This is a genomic window from Shewanella sp. TB7-MNA-CIBAN-0143 (genome assembly GCF_040310065.1).
GTDB lineage: Bacteria > Pseudomonadota > Gammaproteobacteria > Enterobacterales > Shewanellaceae > Shewanella.
Window position 1 is genome coordinate 65,587 of record NZ_JBEOPL010000007.1, and the last position, 24,405, is coordinate 89,991.

The following is a 24,405-nucleotide window of genomic DNA, read 5'->3' on the forward strand; positions in this document are numbered from 1 at the left end:
AAAAATGAAGCGCGGTGTTTCACAGAACTCGTCAACGGATGAAGATTTAGTACACAAAAATACCGTTTAACGACTAAACTTGATCATGCCATTTATTTGAACCTTTGCTCAGATTTCAATGGTCACAGGCGTTAGATAATAATGGTCACAGGCGTTAGATAATAACGGTAAAAATCTTATTAACGTAATGATAAAAATAGTTTATTTTTTTATTATTATCAGATTTGAACTACAGTAAAAGAAGGCAATGCTCTTTTTATGCGGGGAAAGAATGGATAGTTTTTTCAGTTTGATGAGTAACACCGTATTGTTACTGGCACTTGTCGTTATTTATGATGCCATTAAATTACAAAAGATAGCCCCCAAGAAATATGGAAATGTCTTGAGTGGGGTTTTTATCGGAATGATTGCAATTTGTGTCATGAATAATCCTTGGGAGTTAAGGCCGGGGATATTTTTTGATACTCGCTGGGTACTGTTAAGTTTAAGTGGGCTATTTTTTGGTTTTATCCCGACATTGATTGCCGTGTTACTCGCTGCTTGTTTCCGTATTTATCAAGGCGGCGCCGGTTTATACGTTGGAACCTTAATTATTATTATCAGCTCTGCCATTGGGTTAGGCTGGCGATACTGGATGAAGTCTGCAAACAAACAACCCAATTGGCAAAACTTACTGGCCATGGGGTTTGTGGTGGAGATTGGCGTTTTGCTGTGTTTATTACTCATGCCAGTGGTAGATAAATACGACATTATTCTCACAATTGGTCCGACATTATTAACGGTATATACATGTGGCACCATGCTAGTGGGGTTATTGCTAAAACAGCATCAACAAAGGCAACAAATATATCAAGAGTTACATCATCACAAAGGCCTCCTCGAAACCGAGAAAAACCTGTTACAAAGCATTATTGATGGCATTCCCGATATCATTTTTTACAAATCGGTCGACGGGATTTATTTAGGTTGTAACAAGGCATTCTCTGAAGCGTTACACCTTAAACCCGAGGATATTAAGCATCAGACAGACTATGACTTATTTGATCGTCAACAGGCAGACAGCTTTATCAAAGCCGATCGCTTTGTATTACGAGAAAACCAGCCGTGGATGAATGAAGAATGGGTCACAACACCCGATGGAATCGCCCATATTTTTAAAACCCATAAAACGCCTTTTACTAATTTGTCTGGGGAAATTGAGGGGATTGTGGGCGTAAGTCGAGATATGGCCGACCGAAAACTCATTGAAGAACAGTTACGCCGCAGTGAAAGTACTTATCGTAATATTATCAGTACCGCGCAAGATGGCTTTGTTATTGTGTCTGTGGACGGCAAAATAATTGAGTCGAATCAGAGTTTCGCTAATATGACCGGTTATACTCTCGACGAGCTGAGCAATAAACCGATTGGAGAGATCGAAACCAGTGAAAAACACCAGTATTCTACTCAAAATGTCATTAAAGTTAAGCAAACAAAGTCTATTAATTACACCTCTCAACACCGACATAAGTTAGGTCATTTGTTTCATGTTGAGGTGAGCATCAGCTTTTGGGATGGTGATGATGGGATGTTATTCTGCTTTGTTAAAGATATTTCACAGCGCATTAATGCCGAACAAAAACTGCTTCTGAGTGAATCTAAGTTTAGACATATTTTCGAACAAATACCCTCAATTTCGGTCCAAGGTTATGATAAAAACCGTTCGGTCATTTTTTGGAACCAAGCCAGTGAAAAGCTTTATGGATATACCAAAGAGCAAGCATTAGGGAAGCAATTAGAAGACCTCATTATTCCCCCACCTTACAGAGAACATGTGATCAATAACGTCAATGCATGGATTAATGATGGGGTTCCTATTCTCGCTGAAGAATTACTCCTGCAACGTGCAGATGGTAGTAATGTAGCGGTTTATTCATCCCATACGTTAATCAACAATACCGATAATGAAGCAGAAATGTACTGCATCGATATCGATTTAAGCGCCCAAAAAAAGGCTGAAGAACAAGCTCTTACATTGTCACAAGCAATAGAACAAAGCCCAATATCAATGATATTAACTAATATCGACAGCAAAATTGAATATGTGAATAGTGCCTTTGAAAAAATTTCTGGCTACGCCGCGAGTGAAGTCATTGGCCAATCGGCCAGCATGCTAAAGTCGGGATTAACCCCAAAATCACTTTATAAAGAATTATGGAATGCTATTTCTACCGGACATGCATGGCAAGGCGAGCTGCAAAACAAAAAGAAAAACGGCGATATTTTTTGGGAACATGCTCATATTGCACCTATTTTTGATAACGCTGGCGTCACTAAACACTATCTAGCCCTAAAACAAGATGTCACTCAATACAAACAACAAGAAGAAAAAATTCTTCATCAAGCCCATTACGATAGCTTAACAGGCCTGCCTAATAGACTACTGTCACTTGATAGATTGTCGCAAATGCTTAAAGACGCCCATCGAGCCAAAAATAATGTGGCAGTATTGTTTATTGATTTAGACGATTTTAAAAAGGTTAATGACACCATGGGTCACTCTGTTGGTGATGAACTGTTGATCCAAGCGGCGGTTCGGTTAAAAAATACCATTAGAGAAAGTGATGTTGTGGGTAGGTTGGGAGGTGATGAATTTATCATTATATTGAGCAATATTAATGAACCCACTGAAGTTGAAATTATTGCCCGTAAGCTACTCGAGCAATTTTACCAGCCTTTTAGGCTCGAAAATCGTGAGCTAGTGTCAACCATCAGTATTGGTATTGCCCTTTACCCGCTAGATAGTGAAGACCCCAAAGAATTGCTAAGACAAGCAGATTCAGCCATGTACCATTCAAAGGATCGCGGCAGAAATACCTATAATTTCTATACACATCAAATGAACCACGATATGAATCGGCGCTTGAAAGTTGAAGAGCAATTACGCAGTGCATTGAAGCAAAAAGAGCTCGAGGTTTACTTTCAACCTTTTGTAGATATCAAGAACCGCAAAATTATCGGCGCGGAAGCCCTTTTACGCTGGAATAATGCTTTGCTCGGTCAAGTCACTCCTGATGAGTTTATCCCTATTGCTGAACAAACGGGACTCATTGTCACAATCGGTCAATATGTTATCGAGGTTGCATTTGCTACAGCCAAAAAATGGCAACAAACCTATAATCCTCATTTTAAAATTGCCATTAACGTGTCCCCAAAACAATTCAGGGAAAATACCTTTGTTGATATGCTTAATATCCAGCTAGATAAACATCAGATTAATCCTAGCACTATTGAACTGGAAATCACCGAAGGAGTCTTACTCAGTGGCGACGCCGTCATCGACAGTAACTTGATATCCATTAACGACATTGGTGTCAGTATCTCAATGGACGATTTTGGTACCGGATATTCGTCGCTCAGTTACCTGCGCAGTTACCCATTCAATACCTTAAAAGTAGATAAAAGCTTTATTAACGATATAACCGTCGATCCGGGCGATCTAGAACTTGTTGGTGCGGCAATCGCTATGGGGCATGGTCTCAATTTAACGGTCGTGGCAGAAGGCGTTGAAACAGAAGAGCAGTATCATCTGCTTAATGCATTGAAATGTGATTACGGCCAAGGTTACTTATTTAGTAAACCATTACCCCAAGCAGCATTTGAAGCACTTTTACAGGCGCAGGCAACAAATGAAACAGCCAATAAGAGATCTTTAATAAGACGTTGATCAAAAATGCCTGTCAGCAAACTGACAGGCATTAATAAATCTATTTGGTTATTAAGCTATTTCTACTTAGCTACCCGTGATAAAAACAGCATGCTGCGTTAATTACCTAGATAACTTAGTGATTAACTTAAGCCGTTTTCACTTTCCAATTCACTTTTTGTCCTGCAAAAAATGGCACGATAGGATTACCGTTTGGCAGAATAATCTCTTCTGGTACCGTCCATTCTTGTTTCACTAGCGTCACAGTGCCGCTGTTGCGTGGTAAGCCATAAAAGTCTGCGCCATGTAAGCTGGCAAAACCTTCTAACTTATCTAATGCCCCTAAGTTATCAAATACTTGCGCATAGAGTTCTAATGCACTCCAGGCACTGTAACAACCTGCGCAGCCACAGGCTGACTCTTTGCGGTGTTTTTCATGCGGGGCAGAATCAGTACCTAAAAAGAATTTACTTGAGCCTGTCGCCACAGCAGCTTGCAATGCATGCTGGTGAATGTTGCGTTTTAATACGGGTAAGCAAAAGTTATGCGGACGCACACCACCGACGAGTAAATCATTACGATTTAACAATAAATGCTGTGGGGTAATGGTTGCAGCAACATTAGCTGAAGCCTCTGCGACAAACTCAGCCGCTTCTTTAGTGGTGATATGTTCAAACACCACTTTAAGGCTAGGAATGGCTTCGACAATGCGCGATAAATAGCGATCGATAAACATCTTTTCGCGATCAAAAATATCAATATGCGATTCTGTTACTTCACCATGTACTAATAACAACATGCCTTGTTGCGCCATAACCTCAAATATCGGAAACAACTCATCCAAGGCTTTAACTGCTGCATCTGAATTTGTGGTCGCACCTGCTGGGTATAACTTTCCAGCCACTACCCCTGCCGCTTTGGCATCGATAATATCTTGAGCGCTGGTGTTATTAGTTAAAAATAGCGTCATTAACGGCTGAAAACTACTTCCGGCTGGGCGCGCCGCCAAGATACGATCTCGATAAGCTAAAGCCATTGTAGCGGTCGTTACTGGTGGGACTAAATTAGGCATCACAATCGCGCGTTGAAACAGTCTAGCCGTCGCAGGAACCGTTTCACCTAGCATATCCCCATCTCGAAAATGAAGATGCCAATCATCGGGAGTGGTTAAGGTAATTTGCGTCATGTGGGTTCCTTGGCTTAAATAACAGATTGTTAGCCGTTATTGTGCCTGAATTCACTTTTTCTTAATAGATGCATAATTTGAACGCTGACTTTGCTATAGCAAAAAGTCATGCCATTTATAGTAAATATTTCACGATTCATGCAGTTGCGAGCCCATAAAACCGGCGGTAACGCTCTATGCTATTATGTTGAAAGCATCTTTTTATAGGGGGAATTAAATTGTTAGCTAATGCCGGATTTAGATTACAGATAAGTGTGCACCTTATTAGCGTCATCACGATAATGATGGCTGTCTCTGGCTGCAATCAAGCTGAGGTGATGAAAACCCCCGATAATATTCAACCACTCGTACAAGAAACGCTAATTGATGGCGTACTGTCTAACGATGCCAGTATGGCTGTCACATTAGGCAGAAGCCGTACATTATCAATTTGGGATGTGGCAACAAGCCAACTATTACGCCAATGGTCTGACGATGACTTTGATGAAACCAATTATCTGCTGGCGTTGTCTGGTAACAAACAATTCCTTGCGACGGCTGGCAAACAAAAAATATCCGTTTTTAACCTTGAGACAGGCAAATTAGATATACGTTGGCCCGCCCACGGATTTAATCCCGATGCCAGCATTTCGAGCCTTTTTCTGAGCCAAACAGGCAGCACTATTTTGGTGGGGATGAATGATGGTTCAATCACAGTGATACAACGAAGTAGCATGACAATGTCATTGTTTAAACAACACAGCGCCGCCGTTAATCATGTTGAGCTATCAGGCTTTGAACAACAGGTTTTATCGACAGGACTTGATGGTGATGTCCATATTTGGGCTGCTTATAGCGGTGAGTTGATCAGCAGTTTCTCACGTCCTCAACAAATCACCAGCGTGAGTTTTGATGACGCTAATCGGCGCTTATTTATTGCCGATGCACTCGATAACAATGTCATTATCGATACCCAAACAACGCAGCCAGTAAGTCATCTGGATTACCTTGAGCGCTATCGCTATTTTCGGCAGGCGTTATTCGTCAATCACGGCAAAAACTTAATTACCGCAACGTCAAAACAAAGTGTTATCTATTGGGATGCTTCATCAGGAAAAGAGCTTTCCCATTGGGATATCACCGCCTATAACGCTGGCACCACGGTATTTTCAATGGTGATCAAACCTAATGGTAAGCTATTGACCTTAAGCTCAGATGGCGCACTTGAGACCTGGAGCTTATAAGTTTATCTCCATCAGAGATAATAAAAAATCATAACAGCGTTATTTGATTTGCATTGTTCGTGTGATTGACTGGCAATTGGCACCTCATAGATACTGGCACTGTTGGGCGTATCACTGGTAATCAATAATCTCTCAGATAGTAACCGTATGAATCAATAGCATCACTAAACAGTCACTAACAATTCCAAAGCCGGCTGGATTTAGCACGGTGATAAAATCAGTATCGTTGAATAGTCAGTTTTATGGGCTAGATCAAAGATCTTTTTGTATCTCATACTCAATAAAGAATAGAGCTTGCATGTGTGAACTACATTCAGTATATATGGCATATGCTACAAACGAGGTGTTACATGGCAAGACCTAAAATCCCCCGAACCATATGCGGCCAAGCTGCCAACATCTGTTTTAAGCCCAATGGTATTCCGATGACGCAGTTAGAACAGGTACCACTTGCAGAGGATGAAATGGAGGCTTTACGCTTAGTTGATTTACTGGGGATGCAACAACAAGAAGCAGCTAAATCAATGAATATTTCTCGTCAAACGTTGGCGAACTTGGTTAAAGGAGCTAGGCATAAGGTGGTTGATAGTCTTATTAATGGCAAAGCGTTGATGACAAATAATATCAGCTGAAGATTAAACACAGTTAACACGTATCGACGTGTTTAGGTCAATCTAATGCAAGCAGTATTGAAAGAATCTGGTCTCAAAATAACCACTCAAAGGTGTAAGTTACTTGAGTTTCTTACTCAAATCGATGAACAGCATTTAACGGTAGAAAATATCTATCAAGGGTTAAATGCACAGGGAGAGACCATTAGCCTTCATACTGTAGACCGAATTATGGCGAATTTTGAACAAGCAGGCCTCGTTGTAGGTCGATTATTTGAATCTAAAAATACTGTTTATGAGCTCAGTAATAAACCACGGCATGATCATCTAATTTGTTTAACCTGTGGCAAGTTAATCGATTTTATCGACCCTTTGATTGAGCTTCGCTTAGGATTAGCGGCAGAACATCACGGCATGAGTATTCACCACCACAGCCTCAATATTTACGGTCACTGCTTTGCTTGCCAAAAAGCACTTAATAGCAAATCAGGACACAAAAAGTCTGATTGATAGTCGCTAGGTTAATCGTTAATTTTATTGGAGAATTGCATGACCAAAATAGTCATTATTGGTGGTGTTGCTGGTGGTGCATCGACAGCAGCAAGAGCAAGACGCGTATCTGAAACCGCTGAAATAATCATCCTTGAAAGGGGCGAATTTGTTTCATTTGCCAACTGTGGTTTGCCTTACCATATTAGTGGTGAAATTGAATCCCGAGACGCACTATTACTGCAAACACCTGAAAGCTTTAAGTCGCGTTTTAATGTCGATGTAAGGGTACATAATGAAGTCGTGGCGATTGATAGACAAGCCAAGCAATTAACCGTACGTAACCTTATGACCAATGAAATGTATCAAGAGTCATATGGAAAGCTATTACTCAGCCCCGGTGCATCACCAATAAAACCACCCGTTAGCGGCATTAATAACCATTTCGTCCATAGCCTGCGTAATATTCCTGATATGGATAAAATCCTGTCGAATCTTCTACTGCATAAACCTAAACATGCCACGGTAGTAGGCGGTGGGTTTATTGGCTTAGAAATGGTAGAAGCGCTGCGCCACCTTGGGTTAGACGTCACCTTACTCGAACTAGCAGACCAAGTGATGGGGCCAGTTGATCTTGAAATGGCCAATATGCTGCATCAAAAACTGGTTGATAATGGGGTTGATTTACGCTTAAAAACCGGCTTAACCGCTGTTGATGAATACCCGATACAACTGGCTGAAGCCGATAATACCGGTGATTATGATAAGCCAATATTACCTCACTACCATCTGCAACTAGCATTGAGTGATAACAACACCTTAGCAACCGATTTAGTCATCCTCGCCATTGGTGTTAAACCTGAGACCAGCTTGGCGTCTGAGTGCGGTTTAGTATTAGGCCCACTCGGTGGTATTCGGGTTGACGAAGGCATGCGAACCTCCGATGCAGATATTTATGCTGTGGGCGATGCCATCGAAACTGCAGATTTTGTTACTGGTAATCCGACACTCATCCCCCTTGCTGGCCCTGCCAACCGCCAAGGACGATTAGCTGCCGATAACATGCTTGGTGGTGATAAAAAATATCGTGCCACTCAAGGCACAGCTATTTGTAAGTTGTTTGATATGGCCATTGCTTCAACAGGATTAAATGAGAAAAGTTTACTCAAGCAAAATATCCCATTTGAAAAAATCTATGTCCACACAGCAAGCCACGCCAGCTATTATCCTGGGGCTCACCCTATTAGCTTAAAGCTATTGTTCTGCCCTAGTTCAGGCCGTATTTTAGGCGCGCAGGCAGCAGGGATTGACGGCGTTGATAAACGTATGGACGTATTAGCCGTGGCGCAACGCGCTGGTATGACGGTGCATGACTTAGCCGATCTTGAGCTCACATACGCGCCTCCGTTTAGTTCTGCACGCGATGTAGTCAATCAAGCAGGTATGGTCGCAGCCAATGTATTATTAGGTGATGAAGCCATATGTCACACTCGAGATTTACACGCTTTGACCGCAGAACAAATCATTGTCGATGTTCGAAACCCTGGAGAACTCACGGCCGTGGGATCAATTGCAGGCGCAATGAATATTCCACTGCCAGAGCTTCGAGACCGACTAAACGAACTCCCTAAAGACAAAGAGTTACTGGTATTTTGCCAGGTGGGTTTACGCGGTCATGTCGCTTATCGCATGTTAATACAGCATGGTTTTAAAGTGCGTAACCTCACTGGTGGTTATAAAACCTACCAAATGGTTAATGCGCGCTTTTAGTCTATAACAGGCTTTAGGGGAACCTTAAAGCCATCTATAACAATGAACAAACAAGGTCTTGTGTGAACCATTATCAAGATTGCAAACAAAGCCACAGTCAATGTGTTGTCTGTGGCGACGCTAAACAAAATCCATTGTCGTTACAGTGTAAATTTTTTGCTGACGGTGATAACCAAGTTGTCGGTTATCATAAAGTGAGTCCGCAGCTTCAAGGCTACAACAGCTTCTTGCATGGCGGTGTTGCCAGTGCCTTAGCCGATGCGGCTATGACTCATTGTTTGCTGATGCAAGGTATTAAGGCATTAACCGCCGAAATGACCATCCGCTTTATTGCCCCCATAAAGGTTGGTGATGCCATCAAAATTGTCGGTCGATTGGTGAGCCAACGTTTAGGGATGTACCAATTAGAAGCTGCGCTCTTTGTTAACAATAAAGCTTTCGTGACAGCATCGGCAAAGTTTATCCAACCTAAAAGTGGCGTCATCGGCTAGCGTTTTTTGCAAGCAGCAAATTAACCAGTACGAGACAAATTTCCAGTTAATTTTAGTCAAAAAAAACCAGCCCGAAAGCTGGTTTTGATTATTCCTCAGTGTCAGCTACTGCCAACCTATGCCATTACGCTTGTGGGCGCATCGCTGGGAATAAAATCACGTCACGAATAGTATGCGTGTTAGTGAATAGCATCACTAAACGGTCGATACCAATACCTTGACCTGCTGTTGGTGGTAAACCGTGCTCTAGTGCTGTGATGTAGTCAGCGTCATAGAACATTGCTTCGTCATCGCCTGCATCTTTAGCATCAACTTGCGCTTTAAAGCGGTTGTCTTGATCTTCAGCATCGTTGAGCTCACTAAAGCCGTTAGCCACTTCGCGGCCACCGATAAAGAACTCAAAACGATCGGTAATGAAGTCATTGTTATCATTACGACGCGCCAAAGGTGAAATATCCGCTGGGTAGCCAGTAATGAAAGTAGGTTGCATTAACTTAGTTTCAGCCGTTTCACCGAATATTTCTTCAAGTAACTGACCACAAGTCCAGAATTTTTCTAGCTTGATGCCTAAGCTAGATGCTAAATCGCGCATAAACTCTACGTCTTTAACTTGCTCGTAGGTCATAGCTTGAATAGTCGCATTGTCAGGATTATATTTCTGAATCGCTTCTAACATGCTTAAACGTGCATAAGCGCCACCAAACTCAACAGTTTCTTCACCATAAGGCATGCTAGTACTGCCTAATAATTCTTGAGCAATTGACCCCAGCATTTCTTCGGTTAAGTCCATTAGGTCTTTGTAATCAGCATATGCCATATAGAATTCCATCATGGTGAATTCTGGGTTATGACGTGGTGACAAACCTTCGTTACGGAAGTTACGGTTAATTTCGAACACACGCTCAAAACCACCAACCACTAAACGCTTAAGGTATAGCTCAGGCGCGATACGTAAGTACATCGCCATGTCTAATGCATTATGATGAGTCACAAATGGACGTGCTGAAGCGCCACCAGGAATAACGTGCATCATTGGGGTTTCAACTTCCATGAACTCTTTTTTGATCATGAAGTTACGAATAGCAGAAACCACTTTAGAACGCATAATAAAGGCATTACGTGAGTCTTCGTTAACAATCAAGTCAACATAGCGCTGGCGGTAGCGAGTTTCTTGGTCGGTTAAACCATGGAATTTTTCAGGTAACGGACGCAATGCTTTGGTCAGTAACTGATATTCTTCCATATTAACGTACAAGTCGCCTTTGCCAGATAAATGCAGCTGACCTTTAACACCGATAATGTCACCGATGTCTAAACCTTGATAACGCTCTTTCAAGTCGCCTTGTACTGGCTTACCAGCATAAGCTTGAATACGGCCAGACACGTCTTGAATTACTAAAAACGGACCACGCTTGGCCATAACACGGCCAGCAATACTGGTTTGAAAAGCTAACTCTTCTAGCGCTTCTTTGGTTTGCTCGCCATATTGAGCCTGTAACTCAGCCGCTTTATGACTACGCTGCCATGTATTTGGATGAGCATTCGCAGGACAGTTGGTGCGGATGTGGTCTAATTTAGCGCGACGTTCAGCAATCAGTTTGTTTTCATCTTGTACGTGTTCAGTCATATTATATTCTCGCGTTTACTCGCCACACTTACATGGCGGAAAAAGTTAATTTAATTAAAGTCCTGATTTTAGGCTGGCTTCAATAAACTTATCTAAATCACCATCCAGCACAGTTTGAGTGTTGCGGTTCTCAACCCCTGTACGTAAATCTTTGATACGGGCGTCATCTAATACGTATGAACGAATTTGACTGCCCCAGCCGATATCTGATTTTGCATCTTCAGCAGCTTGTTTATCGGCATTTTGTTTATGCATTTCTAACTCGTACAACTTCGCCTTTAATTGCTTAAAAGCAGAGTCACGGTTTTTATGTTGCGAGCGATCGTTTTGACATTGCACCACAGTGTTGGTTGGTAAATGTGTAATACGTATCGCAGAATCGGTTTTGTTTACGTGTTGACCACCCGCGCCAGAAGCACGGTAAGTGTCGATACGTAAATCTGATGGATTGATATCGATTTCAATATCATCATCAATTTCAGGGTAAACGAAAACAGAACAGAAAGAAGTATGACGTTTACCTGATGAATCAAATGGCGATTTACGTACTAAACGGTGCACACCCGTCTCTGTTCGCATCCAACCAAAAGCGTACTCACCAGTGAACTTAATCGTAGCACCTTTAATACCTGCCACATCGCCGTCGGTCACTTCCATTAACTCTGGGCTATAACCATGCGCGTCACCCCAGCGTAAATACATGCGCAGAACCATGTTGGCCCAGTCTTGTGCTTCGGTGCCGCCTGAACCAGATTGAATATCAAGATAACAGTTTGAAGCATCACTCTTACCTGAAAACATGCGGCGGAATTCGAGATCAGCCAGACGAGTGTCTAACTCCTCAAGTTCTGCGGCAGCATCATTAAAGGTTTCTTCGTCATCTTCTTCAATGGCAAGCTCAAGTAACCCTTGGATGTCTTCTAGACCCGTGTCCATATCATCAATAGTTTTGACCACAACCACTAACGCAGCACGCTCTTTACCTAATGCTTGAGCACGTTCAGGCTCATTCCACACTTCAGGGCTTTCGAGCTCGCGACTGACTTCTTCTAAACGCTCACTTTTAGCAGCGTAGTCAAAGATACCCCCGAAGTAACTCAGTACGTTCGGCTAGCTCTTTAATTTTGAATTTTACCGGATTAACTTCAAACATGAATATTCAACTTAAATTTGGCGGTTAACAAAAGGTGCAACGGCGCATTTTACCCCATGATAGGCACTAAACCTAGACCGGAAGGCCGATTATTAATAAACAAATGACGAATATATTTCATCAAATCAACATCTGGAAAAACACTTACCCATGAATGAATAGAATAAATGGACCGCTTATAATGTTAAAGTTTGCTTCAACAAATATAGGTTCAAATTTAGGCTCTGGTGTAGATTAAAAATTGGACTAAAAAAAATGAACCGCTTCGGGTTCATTTTTAATTACCTACCAAGTAAACATTATATTTTAAATTGACCCACTAATTCCGCTAACGTCTGACCATCATCAGCAACGGTTTTACTCATACCGGACGCATCTTGACTAGCCACCAATAACGTATTAACAATCTCTTGCACTGAATTGATATTGCGATTGATTTCTTCGGTCACTGAGCTTTGTTCAGTAGCCGCTGTGGCAATTTGAGTACTCATGTCATTAATGCTGGTTACTGATGATGTCACGGCACCTAAACTTTCAGAAATCGCTCTAGAAGACTCCACCGAACTCAAACAACTCACCTGGCTTTCTTCCATAGTTTGTACCGTTTGAGTCACTAGCTTATTCAGTTCTGCCAGCATTTCATTAATTTCAACCGTACTGGCTTGGGTTCGACTAGCCAAGTTTCTCACTTCATCAGCAACAACCGCAAAACCCCGACCTTGCTCGCCCGCTCGGGCTGCTTCGATTGCCGCATTGAGTGCCAGTAAATTAGTTTGGTCGGCAATCCCACCTATCACACTCAGCACTGAATTAATTTTCTTAGATTGTTCACTTAATGATTTGACGTTGGCCGCAGCGTTGTCAATTTGGTTCATTAAATTAGACACTTCCGTTAATGAGGTATCGACACAATCTTGCGCTTTCGTGACGTTATCAGAGGCAGCATGCGTGGCTTCAGCTACCATATTAGTATTGTGGGCCACGTCATGCGCCGTCGCCGACATTTCGGTGATCGCGGTGACAATTTGGTCAATTTCATTATTGTGATTGTAGAGTTGCTCTGTCATTGACACTGTTTGGCCACTGATACTTTGAGCCGCATGCTTAACCCTGTCGGTCGCACCAGCCACATCACCCATAATATGTTGTAATTTGTCGATGAACAGATTGAATGCGCTGCCTAATTGGCCAATCTCATCTTCACTGGTGATATCTAAACGTTTGGTTAAATCACCTTCACCTTTAGCGATATCATTAAGCGATGACGCCATATTTTGAATTGGCACCACCATTTTATGGGCCATCAGCACCACGCCAAAAGCAGTCATCCCCGTAAGACCTAAAGCAATTAATAGAAACATGAATGCTTTTTGATTCATCTCTTCAGTTTTATAGGTTTCATACCCGCCAATAGACTCTTCAATATCATCAATATAAGCGCCCGAGCCTAACATCCAATTGGTATTAGGGATCATTACCGCGAAACCGAGTTTTTCTACAAGCTGTTCGCTACCGGGCTTTTTATAATAATAAGAAAAATTACCAGTACCCGATTTAGCCGCATCTAATAACCCAACAATAATTTTGGTACCATTAGGGTCGGCCATGTCAATTTTGTTTTGGCCTTCAAGTTCAGGCATAGTCGGATGAAAAATATTGACGCCGGCATCATCATACATAAAGAAATACCCTGCACTGCCAAAGCGTAAATCTCGTAAGGCTCCATTGACATTACCATTGCTCCCCAAAGCAAGTTGATACTCAACGACTCCTTGGGCAATCTGAACAGCTTCTTTTAGTTGGTTTTTACGCTCTGAAATTAATTCACTGCGAAAGTTATCAATATCCTTGGTTAAAGACGATTTTTCATTAACATAAAAAATACTCAGTAGTACGACGAGGATTAACGAAAGCGGAATTAGCGATAACCCCAGTAGTTTATTGCGTAGGGAAGATCTCAGCATAGTGGCCAGCCTTTTGAAGGTCTTTTAGGTAATAGTCTATCAATATAATAGTCTATTTATTATAGATGGTTAAGCTAACAAACTATTGCAACTCAATAAAGTGAGACCTATCGCAAAATCATACAATATAATAACCGTTTTACAACATTGTCAATCCACTGCCCATTGCTGCAAATCCTATTACCAACCATACAAGACCGGGCTTAAAGACTTTTAATACACTAAAACCAATGATCACTAATGCCATGTCTAGCGGCATGATCACCGCACTAGTAAACACAGGTTGATATAGCGCCGAAAGCAATAAACCAACAACGGCTGCATTTACCCCCGCTAACGCACCGGCTATGGCAGGATGCTGGCTAATAGAATGCCAACTTTTTAAGCCCACCAGCATCAATAAAAAACCTGGAAGGAAAATAGCTAACGTCGCCACTAACGCGCCCAAAATAGGAGATTCTAACCATAAATCTGCCCCTAAAAAGGTTGCTAAGGTAAACATAGGGCCAGGAATGGCTTGCGCAAGTGCATAGCCAGTTAAAAATCGATCTGGGGTAATGTATTCACCGACACTGGTTTCAAGCAAGGGTAATACCACATGCCCACCGCCAAATACTAAACTGCCCACTTGGAAGAATTGCGCAAAAATCTGTCCAAGACTGTCAGGTTGATTGATCAAATATAAAGATGCTGCGATGCCTATAATAAATAACGCTAACCAAGCATAATTAAGCTCGATAGCAGGTGTGTCTGGCGTAATACGCTCACCCCGAGTCATCAACATGACTCCAACAATAGCGGCCACAACTAGTACGCCAATTTGCATTAATAATGAAGGCATTAATATGATAGCAACGGCGGTGGCAGCCATGAGTATTTTAGCGGTTTTTCGTTGACAGAATTGATTGAACATTGACAAAGTCGCATCCGCTACGACCACTACTGCCAGTAGCTTTAAGCCATGAATAGCCCCCTCTACGGCCGTTATCTCCAACCATTGAGCACTGGTCACAGCAAATAAAAACATCAGTAAAAAAGACGGCAAGGTAAAACCTAAAAAGGCGGCTAATCCGCCCAATAAACCACCTCGGTGATACCCAATTGCAAACCCTATCTGGCTTGAGCCTGGCCCAGGCATAAACTGACTCAGGGCGATAAAACTTGAATATTGTTTACCGTCTAGCCATTGTAAGTCGTCAACAAATGCTTTTCTAAAATAGCCTATGTGAGCGGCAGGGCCACCGAAACTGATTAACCCTAATGCTAAAAAGCGACTGAAAATTTGCCACATCGTCCTAGTACCTTTTTTATGTTAATAAACAATGTTATGACATTGAGATGACATTTTTATGATGACAACATATACCACAACCTAACAGCTACCTTTGTTCGATATAACCTATAATTTAGCGACACCAAACGAGTACTTAATTTCGATTATAAAACACCTTAATTGATAACAAAGACTATTACAGCTGTTCTAGCATAACCAGTACTTCAAAATGATCGGTATGAGGAAACATATCAAACATTTGAACTTTGGTGATTTGATAACCGGTAATGCACTCTAAATCGCTCATTAAGGTGTGTGGATTACAACTAGAATACACGATTGCTTTAGGCGCAAACTCACTCAATAAATCGCATAATGATTTGCCTAATCCACGCCGAGGTGGATTGACAATAATAAGATCCGGTTTATCTTGAGCAGATTGTCCTTTGGCAAAATGAGTTGAATCGAGTGCACTAAAATCCACTTGTGTAAGCCCTAGTTTGGTTGCTGACAAGATGGCACATTCTATTGCTTCAGATTCGATCTCAATTCCAGTTAAACGGGTATTGCTGTTAGCGCAATGAAGCCCAAATCCACCGACACCACAAAATAAGTCCCAAATATAGTTCGGTTTGAATTCAGTAACCCACTCCCTCGCTATTTGATACAACTGGGCGGCAACCTCCGGATTAGTTTGAAAAAAGCTTTTTGGCCGTATGAACAACGGTACATTATTAAGTTGTTCTTCTAATCGTGTTGTTTCCGTTAAAAATATTTCCCTTTCGCCTTCTAGAATAGCCATGTGGATTGGCTGAATATTGGCCGAGACTAAGGTGATTTCGGGAAACTCTTGTAATAATTGGGGTAATTCTCGTTCAATTCTCACGATGGCTTGGTCACTACGTAATACAAAACGCAGCATAAACTGGCCACTACTTTGGCTGCGAGTCAGTAAAATAAATTTTAGCTCGCCTTTGCTTTTATCGACCCGATAAGGCGGTATACCAGCTTGCTGCACAAATCGTTCTAAACGGTGTAACAATAATTGCATATCTTTAGGGTATAACGAACAGTCGCATAGACTGACCGGCTCCCCTTTAGGATTAACCAAACCTAAAATAGGTTTGTGAGCGGCACCTAAAACGACCATTTTGGCTTTATTACGAAAACCTGATTCTGCGCTTAATATTGGCGCTAACCATTGTTTAACTGAGATACCGCGAAACAAATCGGTTAATTGTTGTTGCTTTACACTCACTTGCTCAACCATAGGTAGTTGAATATTGCGGCATGACAGACAATCGCCACGCTCAAAATAATCACATTTCACAGCTGCTCGCCTCTCCGGAATTTAACATGGTAAATGCTTGATCACACAGTTGCTTTAATTGTTGTAAGTTTTCAATAGTGCCACCTACTTTACAACGCATCTGTTCAGGAATACTCAACGCTTGCTGATGTAATTGCTGGCCTTGCTCAGTAACATGTAATACTCGCACGCGTTCATCTAACTCACTGCGACCACGGCTCACTAAGCCCTTACCTTCTAAACGCTTTAGCAAGGGCGTTAACGTTCCAGAATCTAGATGTAATTTTTCACCTAAGGTTTTAACACTAATCCCCGGCTCTTTCCAAAGTACCATCATCACTAAATACTGAGGATAAGTCAGCGATAACTCATCTAATAATGGTCGATATGCGCGGATCATCGCATTAGTCGCACTATACAATGAAAAACACACTTGATTTTCAAGTGCTAGCGGGTTTTGCGCTGAAGGTAATTGAGACTCAGTAAGCGCTTTACTAGACATAGGCTTCACTCCACTAACCAATAATATGAGTTAATTATAACATTGGTTGTGCGCAACCTATAATCAAAAAAAGCTCAACGAATGCTTTTTAGCAAAAATGTGTCAAGCACTTCGATTTTCAGCCGATATACTATTACCATCCGACTTTATATTAAGGTTAACCATGTCAATTAGTGTTAATTCACCGTCTTCAATGCCAACAACGATTGATTCTGGCAGTAGCTTAAAAGTGGCCGTAATGGCTAAAGAACAGCAAAAGATTGAAGGTCAAATGGCATTGCAGCTCATTGAAGCAGCACAACCACCTGCGCCGCAGCCCGTTGGCAACAGTGGTCACAATGTTAATACCACGGCGTAAATGCTTATAGCCCTAGAGAATCTGTTCCTAGGGTTAATCATGCCATCACAACGGTAAAGATCTAGGCATCATTCGAGATAAACATACCTTGAACATCGTATTAGTATCGAAGCCATTTCAACGCATCATCTTCATCGTCGAAATATTTTATCTCGCCCGCAATAAACCAACTACCGACTTTGGCCGCCCATTCTTGCCAATCTCTATTGCCCCAAATGGCCACTCTTTCAAACTCAGATTTGTGCTTTAACCCCAGCTTTAAATCATCCCACGCGGCGCGTAAATCCCAGCCGTCGAGCTCGGTAGCATCGAGAAACAAACTCACTTTAGGTTGATCTACTTGGCTTAATGCCCCCTCTAGCATAGGGGTAATGACGAGATAGTCTTCGTGGGTTAATGTGCCAATGGCTTTTAATGTCACAAAAAACACATTTTCAATTCGGTTTATGCCTATCGATAAACCATGTTTCTTCATATCCATATCGTGACTCCTTTAACTATCAGCTTACTATCCGTTTACCATCCGCTTACACATTTACATGCACACGGCTATCCATAAAGCTTATGCATGCTTATATTTTAACCAACCATACAATGAAGTGTGTGCCGGACTGCACAAAAAACTAATGGGAAATTAAAATTGAGGTTTATCTGTATCATATTCAGAGCATCATTTTGGTAAAAAATACCGCGTTATAAATAATCGCAAAATACCTTTTTTATCCGAAATCGGCGAAATGATGCACTGTTATGAATGCGTTATCCGACGGCCATCGTCTTTAGATAATTGCGAAAATATCACTGCGGCTAACATTGTCATAAGACCAACGGTAACGAACGTCAGTTGGAAAGCGCCAAGTACTGTTCCCCCTGTACCGCTGCCGACATCGGTACTGAAGCCACCGAGCAAAGCACCTGCACACGCAACCCCTAAACTTAATGATAATTGACCTACTACCGACAATAGACTGTTACCGCTACTGGCATTAACATCATCAAGATCTATTAAGGTCACGGCATTCATGGCCGTAAATTGTAACGAGTTAATCGCGCCAAGAATCGCCAACAGAGCTAATAGCAACCAGTAAGGAGTTTGTTCGCTAACCAAGCCCATGGTCGCCAGCATAACGCCAAGCGCCAAAGTATTCGCGGTAAGCACTACTCGATAACCTAAGCGTTCGATAATCGGTCGAGCCACTGATTTGGCCATTATTGCTGCAGCGGCCAGCGGCAGCATACTCATTCCAGCCTGAGATGGTGAATAACCCAGTGCAACTTGCAGCAACAACGGCACCAAAAATGGCAATGCACCACTGCCCAAACGCGCAAACAGATTACCAAAAAGACCAATAGCAAATGTTTTGGTGTTGAATAGCGATGGCGAAAACAGTGGATTACTAATACGACCAGCCCGCAGCCAATATGCTATCAAACACGCCATACCACCAAATAACAGCAACATCACCCGTAAGTGTGGTAAGTGCAGTTCGCCGAGTCCTTCCATAGCGATGGTGATCAATAACATCGCAGCCCCAAACAACAAAAATCCGAAGCTATCGAAACGTGATTTTTCCTTACCACGAAGATCTGGAATGAACTTCCACACCGCATAACAACCGACTACACCGACAGGCAGATTGATTAAAAAGATCCAATGCCATGTCAAGTATTGCACCATCCAACCGCCCATCGTTGGACCAAGCAGTGGCCCCAGTAAACCGGGGATGGTGATAAAGCCCATAATCCGTACCAATTCCGAACGTGGATATGCCCGCAGCACTACAAGTCGGCCGACTGGCAACATTAAAGCACCACCTAACCCTTGTACCACCCGAGCACCAATCAACATGTCTAATGAATTGGACAATGCACAAAGCAATGATCCAAAGCTGAACAATAAAATCGCACCAAAGAAGATTTTTTTGGTGCCAAAGCGATCAGCGATCCAGCCAGAAGCAGGGATCAGCAATGCCACGGTGAGCATGTAAGCGATAATCACGCCTTGCATACGCAGCGGGTCTTCATTTAAATCACTGGCCATAGCGGGTAATGCAGTATTAAGGATCGTTCCATCGAGTGACTGCATGAAAAAAGCAATGGCAACAACCCAGGGCAACCCGCGGGCAGTATCTGCATCAAGAACTTGGTTATCGGACATTGAACCTCCTTTTACCACAGCAGTGTAGCGACCCCAAGTAGCGCAAACAACACAGCACAACCGCGATGAATCAGTTTCATCGGCAATTTGTTAGCACTAAAATGCCCAGCCAGCACAACGGGGACATTAGCAATTAACATTCCCAATGTCGTGCCGATGACAACCCATGTCAGTGCTTGGTATTTTGCCGCTAAGACTACTGTCGCAATTTGAGTTTTATCCCCTATTTCAGCAATAAAAAACAAAATAAACGTCGCAGTAAAAGCACCGAGTTTATAGAAGCGATTATCATCATCATCCATTTTATCGGGTATCAGCACCCATAGTGCAATAGCAAAAAATGACCCGGCCACCAGATAGGTCGCCCATTGTGGATCAATCCACGCAATGGCCCATTGACCTAGCCATGCAGCAAGAAAATGATTTAATAATGTGGCGAACAAAATGCCTGAGATTATAGCGGTTTTATTGCTAAATCTCACCGCGAGCAGTAAGGCTAATAATTGAGTTTTGTCGCCTATTTCAGCGATGGCAACAGTAAGAGTTGAGGCGAATAAAGCTTCCAATGTGATATTCCTAGGGGTAAATGACAACTAAGCACGAGCCACCGCATACCCCTTGATGCAGTTACTGTGCTTAGGTCTCGCTTGGTAAAATCACTGATTAACAGTGTGTTACTGTCTGCACCATGGCGTGAGGCCAATTATGTTGATACAGACATCTTGTGTGCCATAACAGCAAGACAAGATTAGCTACTCCCCTAAAACAAGTCGCATTATAACGATTAAATAATTTTATTCAACGCACTCATTTTACATTGTAAATTCGACATATAAATAACCTTACCCTACTCGTAACGCCGTAATGCTACGCTATTGCAATAATCACGTGTAAAAAAGTTTGGTCTATTGTTGTGTCATTGTTTATAAACATAGCTGTTAGCCTTTAACAGTCAAAGATCCTTGCCTGCTCTGTCACCCTTCTGCTAATGTCCGACACAAATAAAATAATAATTAAACAGGACGTTTTCTGTGAATTTTAAAACTTTAGGTTCTATTTCGATTGTCGCGGGAACGGCAATTGGCGGAGGCATGCTAGCGCTACCATTAGCAACAGCTGCTTTGGGGATGATCCCCGCATTAATCTTATTAGTGGTTATTTGGGGTTTATCGGCTTACACCTCGTTACTGATGTTAGAAATTAATCTTCATAGTGGTGTCGGCGATAACGTCCATGCCATTACCGGTAAAACACTGGGCAAAGTCGGCCAGCTCATTCAAGGTGGCTCATTCCTTAGCTTATTATTCGCCTTAACCATGGTGTATCTAATGGGAGGGTCATCGCTATTAGAAACCCGTTTACAACCCATCGGCATTAACATGAGCAACCAAGTCGCCGTCATACTGTTTACGGTTATTTTTGGTGGCTTGATTGCCATTGGTGTTAAATGGATTGATAAAGTATCACGTATTTTATTTACTTCTATGGTGGTGCTGCTGGTCATTGTGGTGGCATTTCTATTACCAGACGTTAATTTAATCAGTGCATTAAACAATTATTCAACCGATGTGGCTTCGGGCACCGCCCTGCAACAATTATGGTTAGCAGCCATCCCAGTGGTATTCACTTCATTTGGTTTCCATGTGTGTATTGCCACCATTGTGCGCTACTTAGAAGGTGATGCTGCATCACTTAGAAAAGTGTTATTAATAGGATCGACCATTCCACTGGTTTGTTACATCCTGTGGTTGCTCGTAACGCTAGGTTCTTTAGGCGGCGAAACAGTTCATAGCTTTGGTGGTTCACTGCCTAAACTGGTTGCTGCTTTGCAAGGCTTAGCCCAGTCACACATTATCAGCCAAGCAATTGATCTGTTTGCCAACCTTGCATTGGTGACCTCATTTTTAGGTGTCACCATGAGTCTATTTGATTATGTCGCCGAACTGACCCGAGCTAAAGATGACGCTGTTGGTCGTGCTAAAACATGGTTGATAACCTTTATACCGCCGCTGTTATGTGCGCTTTACTACCCAGACGGGTTTTTCAAAGTGCTTGGTTTTGCAGCCATTCCATTAGTGGTGATGATTATCTATTTACCCATTGCGATGGCATTAAAGCAACGCGCGCAGAAAATGGGCGGTTATCAAGTGTCTGGTGGCACATTGGGGCTTATCGCCGCAGGATTGCTCGGCACATTAATTGTTGTGGCGCAGTTGATGGTGGCATTAGCCTAAATCCGATGACTGATAAAGTGGATTTGTAAGCGAGTTTTTCAAACGCTGTTAAGATAGTAAAACATTTGTTAAAGTCAGGCTTAGCCTGACTTTTTTGTTTTTATGGTCCGACGTTTTTATAGTCCGCCAACATTGACCTAGATGATTAAACAAGAAATCGACACGACTTACGGCAATATTGATTACCCGTGAATACCCCAAATGGAATTATTATAATGAAAAAATGGTTATTAACTGTCGCTATGGCAGCCAGCTTTGGCGCTGCGGCAGATGAAGGTATGTGGCAACCACATCAACTTCCCGCTATGGCTGATGAACTTAAAGCAAAAGGCTTAGAAATAAGCGCTGATTCAATTTCAAAATTAACCGAATTCCCAATGAATGCCGTTATCAGCCTCGGTGGTTGTACCGCATCATTTGTGTCGCCAAAAGGCTTAGTGGTTACCAACCATCACTGTGCCTATGGCTCAATTCAGTACAACTCAACCCCAGAAAAAAACCTCCTTAAAGACGGATTTTTAGCCAAAACTTACGCAGAAGAATTACCTGCGACACCTGGTTCACGTATTTTTGTAACTGAAGCGGTAACCAATGTTACTGATAAAGTTAAAGCAAACCAGATGGATAAAGTGGGTAATGAGTTTTATAAAGGTATAGAACTACAAGAAAAAACCTTAGTTGCTGAATGTGAAAAAGAAGATGGTTACCGTTGCCAGGTGTATAGTTTCCATGGCGGCCTAGAATATTATCTTGTTAAGCAGTTAGAAATTCGTGATGTGCGTTTAGCCTATAACCCAGCCGCTAGTGTGGGCAAATACGGCGGTGATATCGATAACTGGATGTGGCCTCGTCATACTGGAGACTTCTCATTTTATCGTGCTTACGTATCTAAAGACGGCAAGCCTGCCGATTTTAGCAAAGACAATGTACCGTACGAGCCAAAAAGCTTTTTAAAAGTATCAGCTAAAGGCGTTAGCGATGGCGACTTTGTGATGGTTGCTGGCTATCCTGGCCGTACCAACCGTTACCGCACAGCCGATGAAGTTAACAATCAGTTTAATTGGGCTTATCCTGAAGGCAAAGTCCTACAAGAACGCATGATTAGCATCATCAAAGAAACAGCCTCTGAAGGCAGCGACGAGCGGATTAAATACGAAAGCTTGATTGCTGGTTTAGCTAATTATGCTAAAAACTTTACCTCGATGATTGAGTATTATGGAAAATCAACCATGCTCGCTGATCGTGAGAAAATAGAAAGCGATTTAGCAAACTGGATTGGTAAAGATAAAAAACGCCAGCTGCAGTATGGCGAAACACTATCAAGCTTAGAAAAGTTAGTGGCTAAGAGTCAGCAAAATCAGCAACGTGACATTTTATTAGGTTACATCGGTTACACCACTATGGTCACTACCGCACGTGATTTGTATCGCTTAGCTAATGAGAAAACCTTAGCTGATATGGCACGAGAACCAGGCTACCAAGAACGTGACATGACCAACTTCACTTCAAGCATGGAACGGATTGATCGCCGTTATGCCGCCAGTGTCGATAAAGCCCTGCTAGCCGATTTACTGACACGTTATGCTGCACTACCTGCAGAGCAGCATTTAGCCGCTTTAGATAAAGCCTTTGGTATTAGCAGCAAGTTCGATGCTAAAGCATTAGCTAAAACACTCGATAAAATGTACGCCAACACCAAGCTAAACAATAAAGAAACTCGCTTAGCATGGATGAACAAATCGGTTGCCGACTTTAAAGCATCTAACGACCCATTCATTCAATTTGCAGTACAAACCTATGATGCTGACATGGCGCGCGAGAAAGAGAAAAAGCAATTAGAAGGTGACTTAATGAAAGTACGTCCACAATATATGGACGCTATCATTGCCTACAATCGCGAGTTAGGAAAACCTGTTTATGCTGATGCAAACTCAAGCCTACGTGTAACGGTCGGAAACGTGAAAGGTTATTCTCCACAGGATGGTTTAGTGGCGGTGCCTTTTACCCGCTTAGAAGGCATTTTAGCCAAAGACACTGGTGTTGATCCTTTCGATGCGCCAGCTAAACAACTTGAGCTGATTAAACAAAAGCAATACGGCGATTACTACGTCAAAGCGGTTGACTCTGTACCAGTTAACTTCTTATCTACCCTAGACACAACGGGTGGTAACTCAGGCTCACCAACCTTAAACGGTCGTGCTGAACTAGTGGGTTTACTGTTTGATGGTGTGTACGAAAGTATCATTGGAGACTGGGGATACGACGCACAAAGTAACCGTTCTATCCAAGTAGACAGCCGCTACATGCTATGGGTAATGCAGTATTTAGATAATGCTGACAACTTATTAGCTGAAATGGAAATCGTTAGATAA

The 24,405-nt window shown here is 42.2% G+C and carries 19 protein-coding genes and 1 riboswitch; of the genes, 9 read left to right on the forward strand and 10 right to left on the reverse strand.

Annotated elements, in window-relative coordinates:
• The first annotated feature begins 271 nt into the window (after positions 1–271).
• Positions 272–3,706, forward strand: a complete 3,435-nt coding sequence (locus tag AAEY97_RS07610; RefSeq protein WP_350997826.1) for an EAL domain-containing protein — start codon at positions 272–274, stop codon at positions 3,704–3,706.
• A 127-nt stretch (positions 3,707–3,833) separates the two neighbouring features.
• Here AAEY97_RS07610 and pyrC read toward each other — a convergent pair whose 3' ends face one another.
• The gene (gene pyrC / locus AAEY97_RS07615) at positions 3,834–4,871 is read right to left on the reverse strand and encodes a dihydroorotase (RefSeq protein WP_101086150.1); all 1,038 of its coding nucleotides are present in this window, start codon (positions 4,869–4,871) and stop codon (positions 3,834–3,836) included.
• 218 nt (positions 4,872–5,089) lie between these two features.
• Between pyrC and AAEY97_RS07620 the strand changes: the two genes are divergently transcribed.
• The 5 genes from AAEY97_RS07620 (at position 5,090) to AAEY97_RS07640 (ending at position 9,455) form a co-directional block, all read left to right on the forward strand.
• Entirely contained in the window at positions 5,090–6,094 is a 1,005-nt protein-coding gene (locus tag AAEY97_RS07620) for a WD40 repeat domain-containing protein (RefSeq protein ID WP_350997829.1), read from the forward strand.
• Positions 6,095–6,444: 350 nt separating this feature from the next.
• Positions 6,445–6,726 carry a DUF134 domain-containing protein gene (locus tag AAEY97_RS07625; RefSeq protein ID WP_059747677.1) on the forward strand — a complete coding sequence of 94 codons (282 nt, stop codon included), beginning with the start codon at positions 6,445–6,447 and terminating at the stop codon, positions 6,724–6,726.
• A 45-nt stretch (positions 6,727–6,771) separates the two neighbouring features.
• Positions 6,772–7,215, forward strand: coding sequence for a transcriptional repressor (locus AAEY97_RS07630; protein WP_350997832.1), 444 nt, complete (start codon positions 6,772–6,774; stop codon positions 7,213–7,215).
• Positions 7,216–7,254: 39 nt separating this feature from the next.
• Positions 7,255–8,964, forward strand: a complete 1,710-nt coding sequence (locus AAEY97_RS07635; RefSeq protein WP_350997835.1) for an FAD-dependent oxidoreductase — start codon at positions 7,255–7,257, stop codon at positions 8,962–8,964.
• A 62-nt stretch (positions 8,965–9,026) separates the two neighbouring features.
• Positions 9,027–9,455: a PaaI family thioesterase gene (locus tag AAEY97_RS07640; RefSeq protein WP_350997838.1), complete on the forward strand. Its 429-nt coding sequence runs from the start codon at positions 9,027–9,029 to the stop codon at positions 9,453–9,455.
• A 124-nt stretch (positions 9,456–9,579) separates the two neighbouring features.
• Here AAEY97_RS07640 and lysS read toward each other — a convergent pair whose 3' ends face one another.
• The 6 genes from lysS to ohrR all read right to left on the reverse strand — a co-directional run bounded on the left by lysS (position 9,580) and on the right by ohrR (position 17,283).
• Entirely contained in the window at positions 9,580–11,082 is a 1,503-nt protein-coding gene (gene lysS / locus AAEY97_RS07645; protein WP_182743557.1) for a lysine--tRNA ligase, read from the reverse strand.
• Between the two features lie 54 nt (positions 11,083–11,136).
• A protein-coding gene (gene prfB, locus AAEY97_RS07650) for a peptide chain release factor 2 (RefSeq protein ID WP_162022282.1) occupies positions 11,137–12,235 on the reverse strand; the annotation gives its coding sequence in 2 pieces (ribosomal slippage) (positions 11,137–12,159 and positions 12,161–12,235; 1,098 coding nt in all).
• Between the two features lie 299 nt (positions 12,236–12,534).
• On the reverse strand, positions 12,535–14,199 hold the full coding sequence (locus AAEY97_RS07655) for a methyl-accepting chemotaxis protein (protein WP_350997841.1): 1,665 nt from the start codon (positions 14,197–14,199) through the stop codon (positions 12,535–12,537).
• Between the two features lie 139 nt (positions 14,200–14,338).
• Positions 14,339–15,490: a chromate efflux transporter gene (chrA, locus tag AAEY97_RS07660; RefSeq protein WP_335690628.1), complete on the reverse strand. Its 1,152-nt coding sequence runs from the start codon at positions 15,488–15,490 to the stop codon at positions 14,339–14,341.
• A 178-nt stretch (positions 15,491–15,668) separates the two neighbouring features.
• The gene (rlmC, locus tag AAEY97_RS07665) at positions 15,669–16,802 is read right to left on the reverse strand and encodes a 23S rRNA (uracil(747)-C(5))-methyltransferase RlmC (RefSeq protein WP_101086158.1); all 1,134 of its coding nucleotides are present in this window, start codon (positions 16,800–16,802) and stop codon (positions 15,669–15,671) included.
• Positions 16,792–17,283: a transcriptional regulator OhrR gene (gene ohrR, locus AAEY97_RS07670; RefSeq protein WP_162022278.1), complete on the reverse strand. Its 492-nt coding sequence runs from the start codon at positions 17,281–17,283 to the stop codon at positions 16,792–16,794. The genes rlmC and ohrR overlap by 11 nt, the downstream gene beginning before the upstream one ends.
• A gap of 163 nt (positions 17,284–17,446) precedes the next feature.
• Here ohrR and AAEY97_RS07675 point away from each other — a divergent pair, with 163 nt between their 5' ends.
• A complete protein-coding gene (locus AAEY97_RS07675) occupies positions 17,447–17,641 on the forward strand; it encodes a cytoplasmic protein (RefSeq protein ID WP_101086160.1) in 195 nt (64 codons plus the stop codon).
• Between the two features lie 100 nt (positions 17,642–17,741).
• Here AAEY97_RS07675 and AAEY97_RS07680 read toward each other — a convergent pair whose 3' ends face one another.
• The 3 genes from AAEY97_RS07680 to AAEY97_RS07690 all read right to left on the reverse strand — a co-directional run bounded on the left by AAEY97_RS07680 (position 17,742) and on the right by AAEY97_RS07690 (position 20,365).
• Complete coding sequence (locus AAEY97_RS07680) at positions 17,742–18,122, reverse strand: SpoIIAA family protein (RefSeq protein ID WP_162022277.1); 381 nt, start codon at positions 18,120–18,122, stop codon at positions 17,742–17,744.
• 267 nt (positions 18,123–18,389) lie between these two features.
• The gene (mdtD, locus tag AAEY97_RS07685; RefSeq protein ID WP_101086161.1) at positions 18,390–19,799 is read right to left on the reverse strand and encodes a multidrug transporter subunit MdtD; all 1,410 of its coding nucleotides are present in this window, start codon (positions 19,797–19,799) and stop codon (positions 18,390–18,392) included.
• A gap of 11 nt (positions 19,800–19,810) precedes the next feature.
• A complete protein-coding gene (locus AAEY97_RS07690) occupies positions 19,811–20,365 on the reverse strand; it encodes a TMEM165/GDT1 family protein (protein ID WP_192115431.1) in 555 nt (184 codons plus the stop codon).
• Positions 20,366–20,460: 95 nt separating this feature from the next.
• Positions 20,461–20,572, reverse strand: a riboswitch (yybP-ykoY riboswitch).
• Positions 20,573–20,830: 258 nt separating this feature from the next.
• On the opposite strand from AAEY97_RS07690, the gene AAEY97_RS07695 reads away from it, so the two are divergent.
• Both AAEY97_RS07695 and AAEY97_RS07700 read left to right on the forward strand, forming a co-directional pair.
• Positions 20,831–22,033, forward strand: coding sequence for an aromatic amino acid transport family protein (locus AAEY97_RS07695; RefSeq protein ID WP_101086163.1), 1,203 nt, complete (start codon positions 20,831–20,833; stop codon positions 22,031–22,033).
• Between the two features lie 215 nt (positions 22,034–22,248).
• Positions 22,249–24,405 carry a S46 family peptidase gene (locus tag AAEY97_RS07700; protein ID WP_182743552.1) on the forward strand — a complete coding sequence of 719 codons (2,157 nt, stop codon included), beginning with the start codon at positions 22,249–22,251 and terminating at the stop codon, positions 24,403–24,405.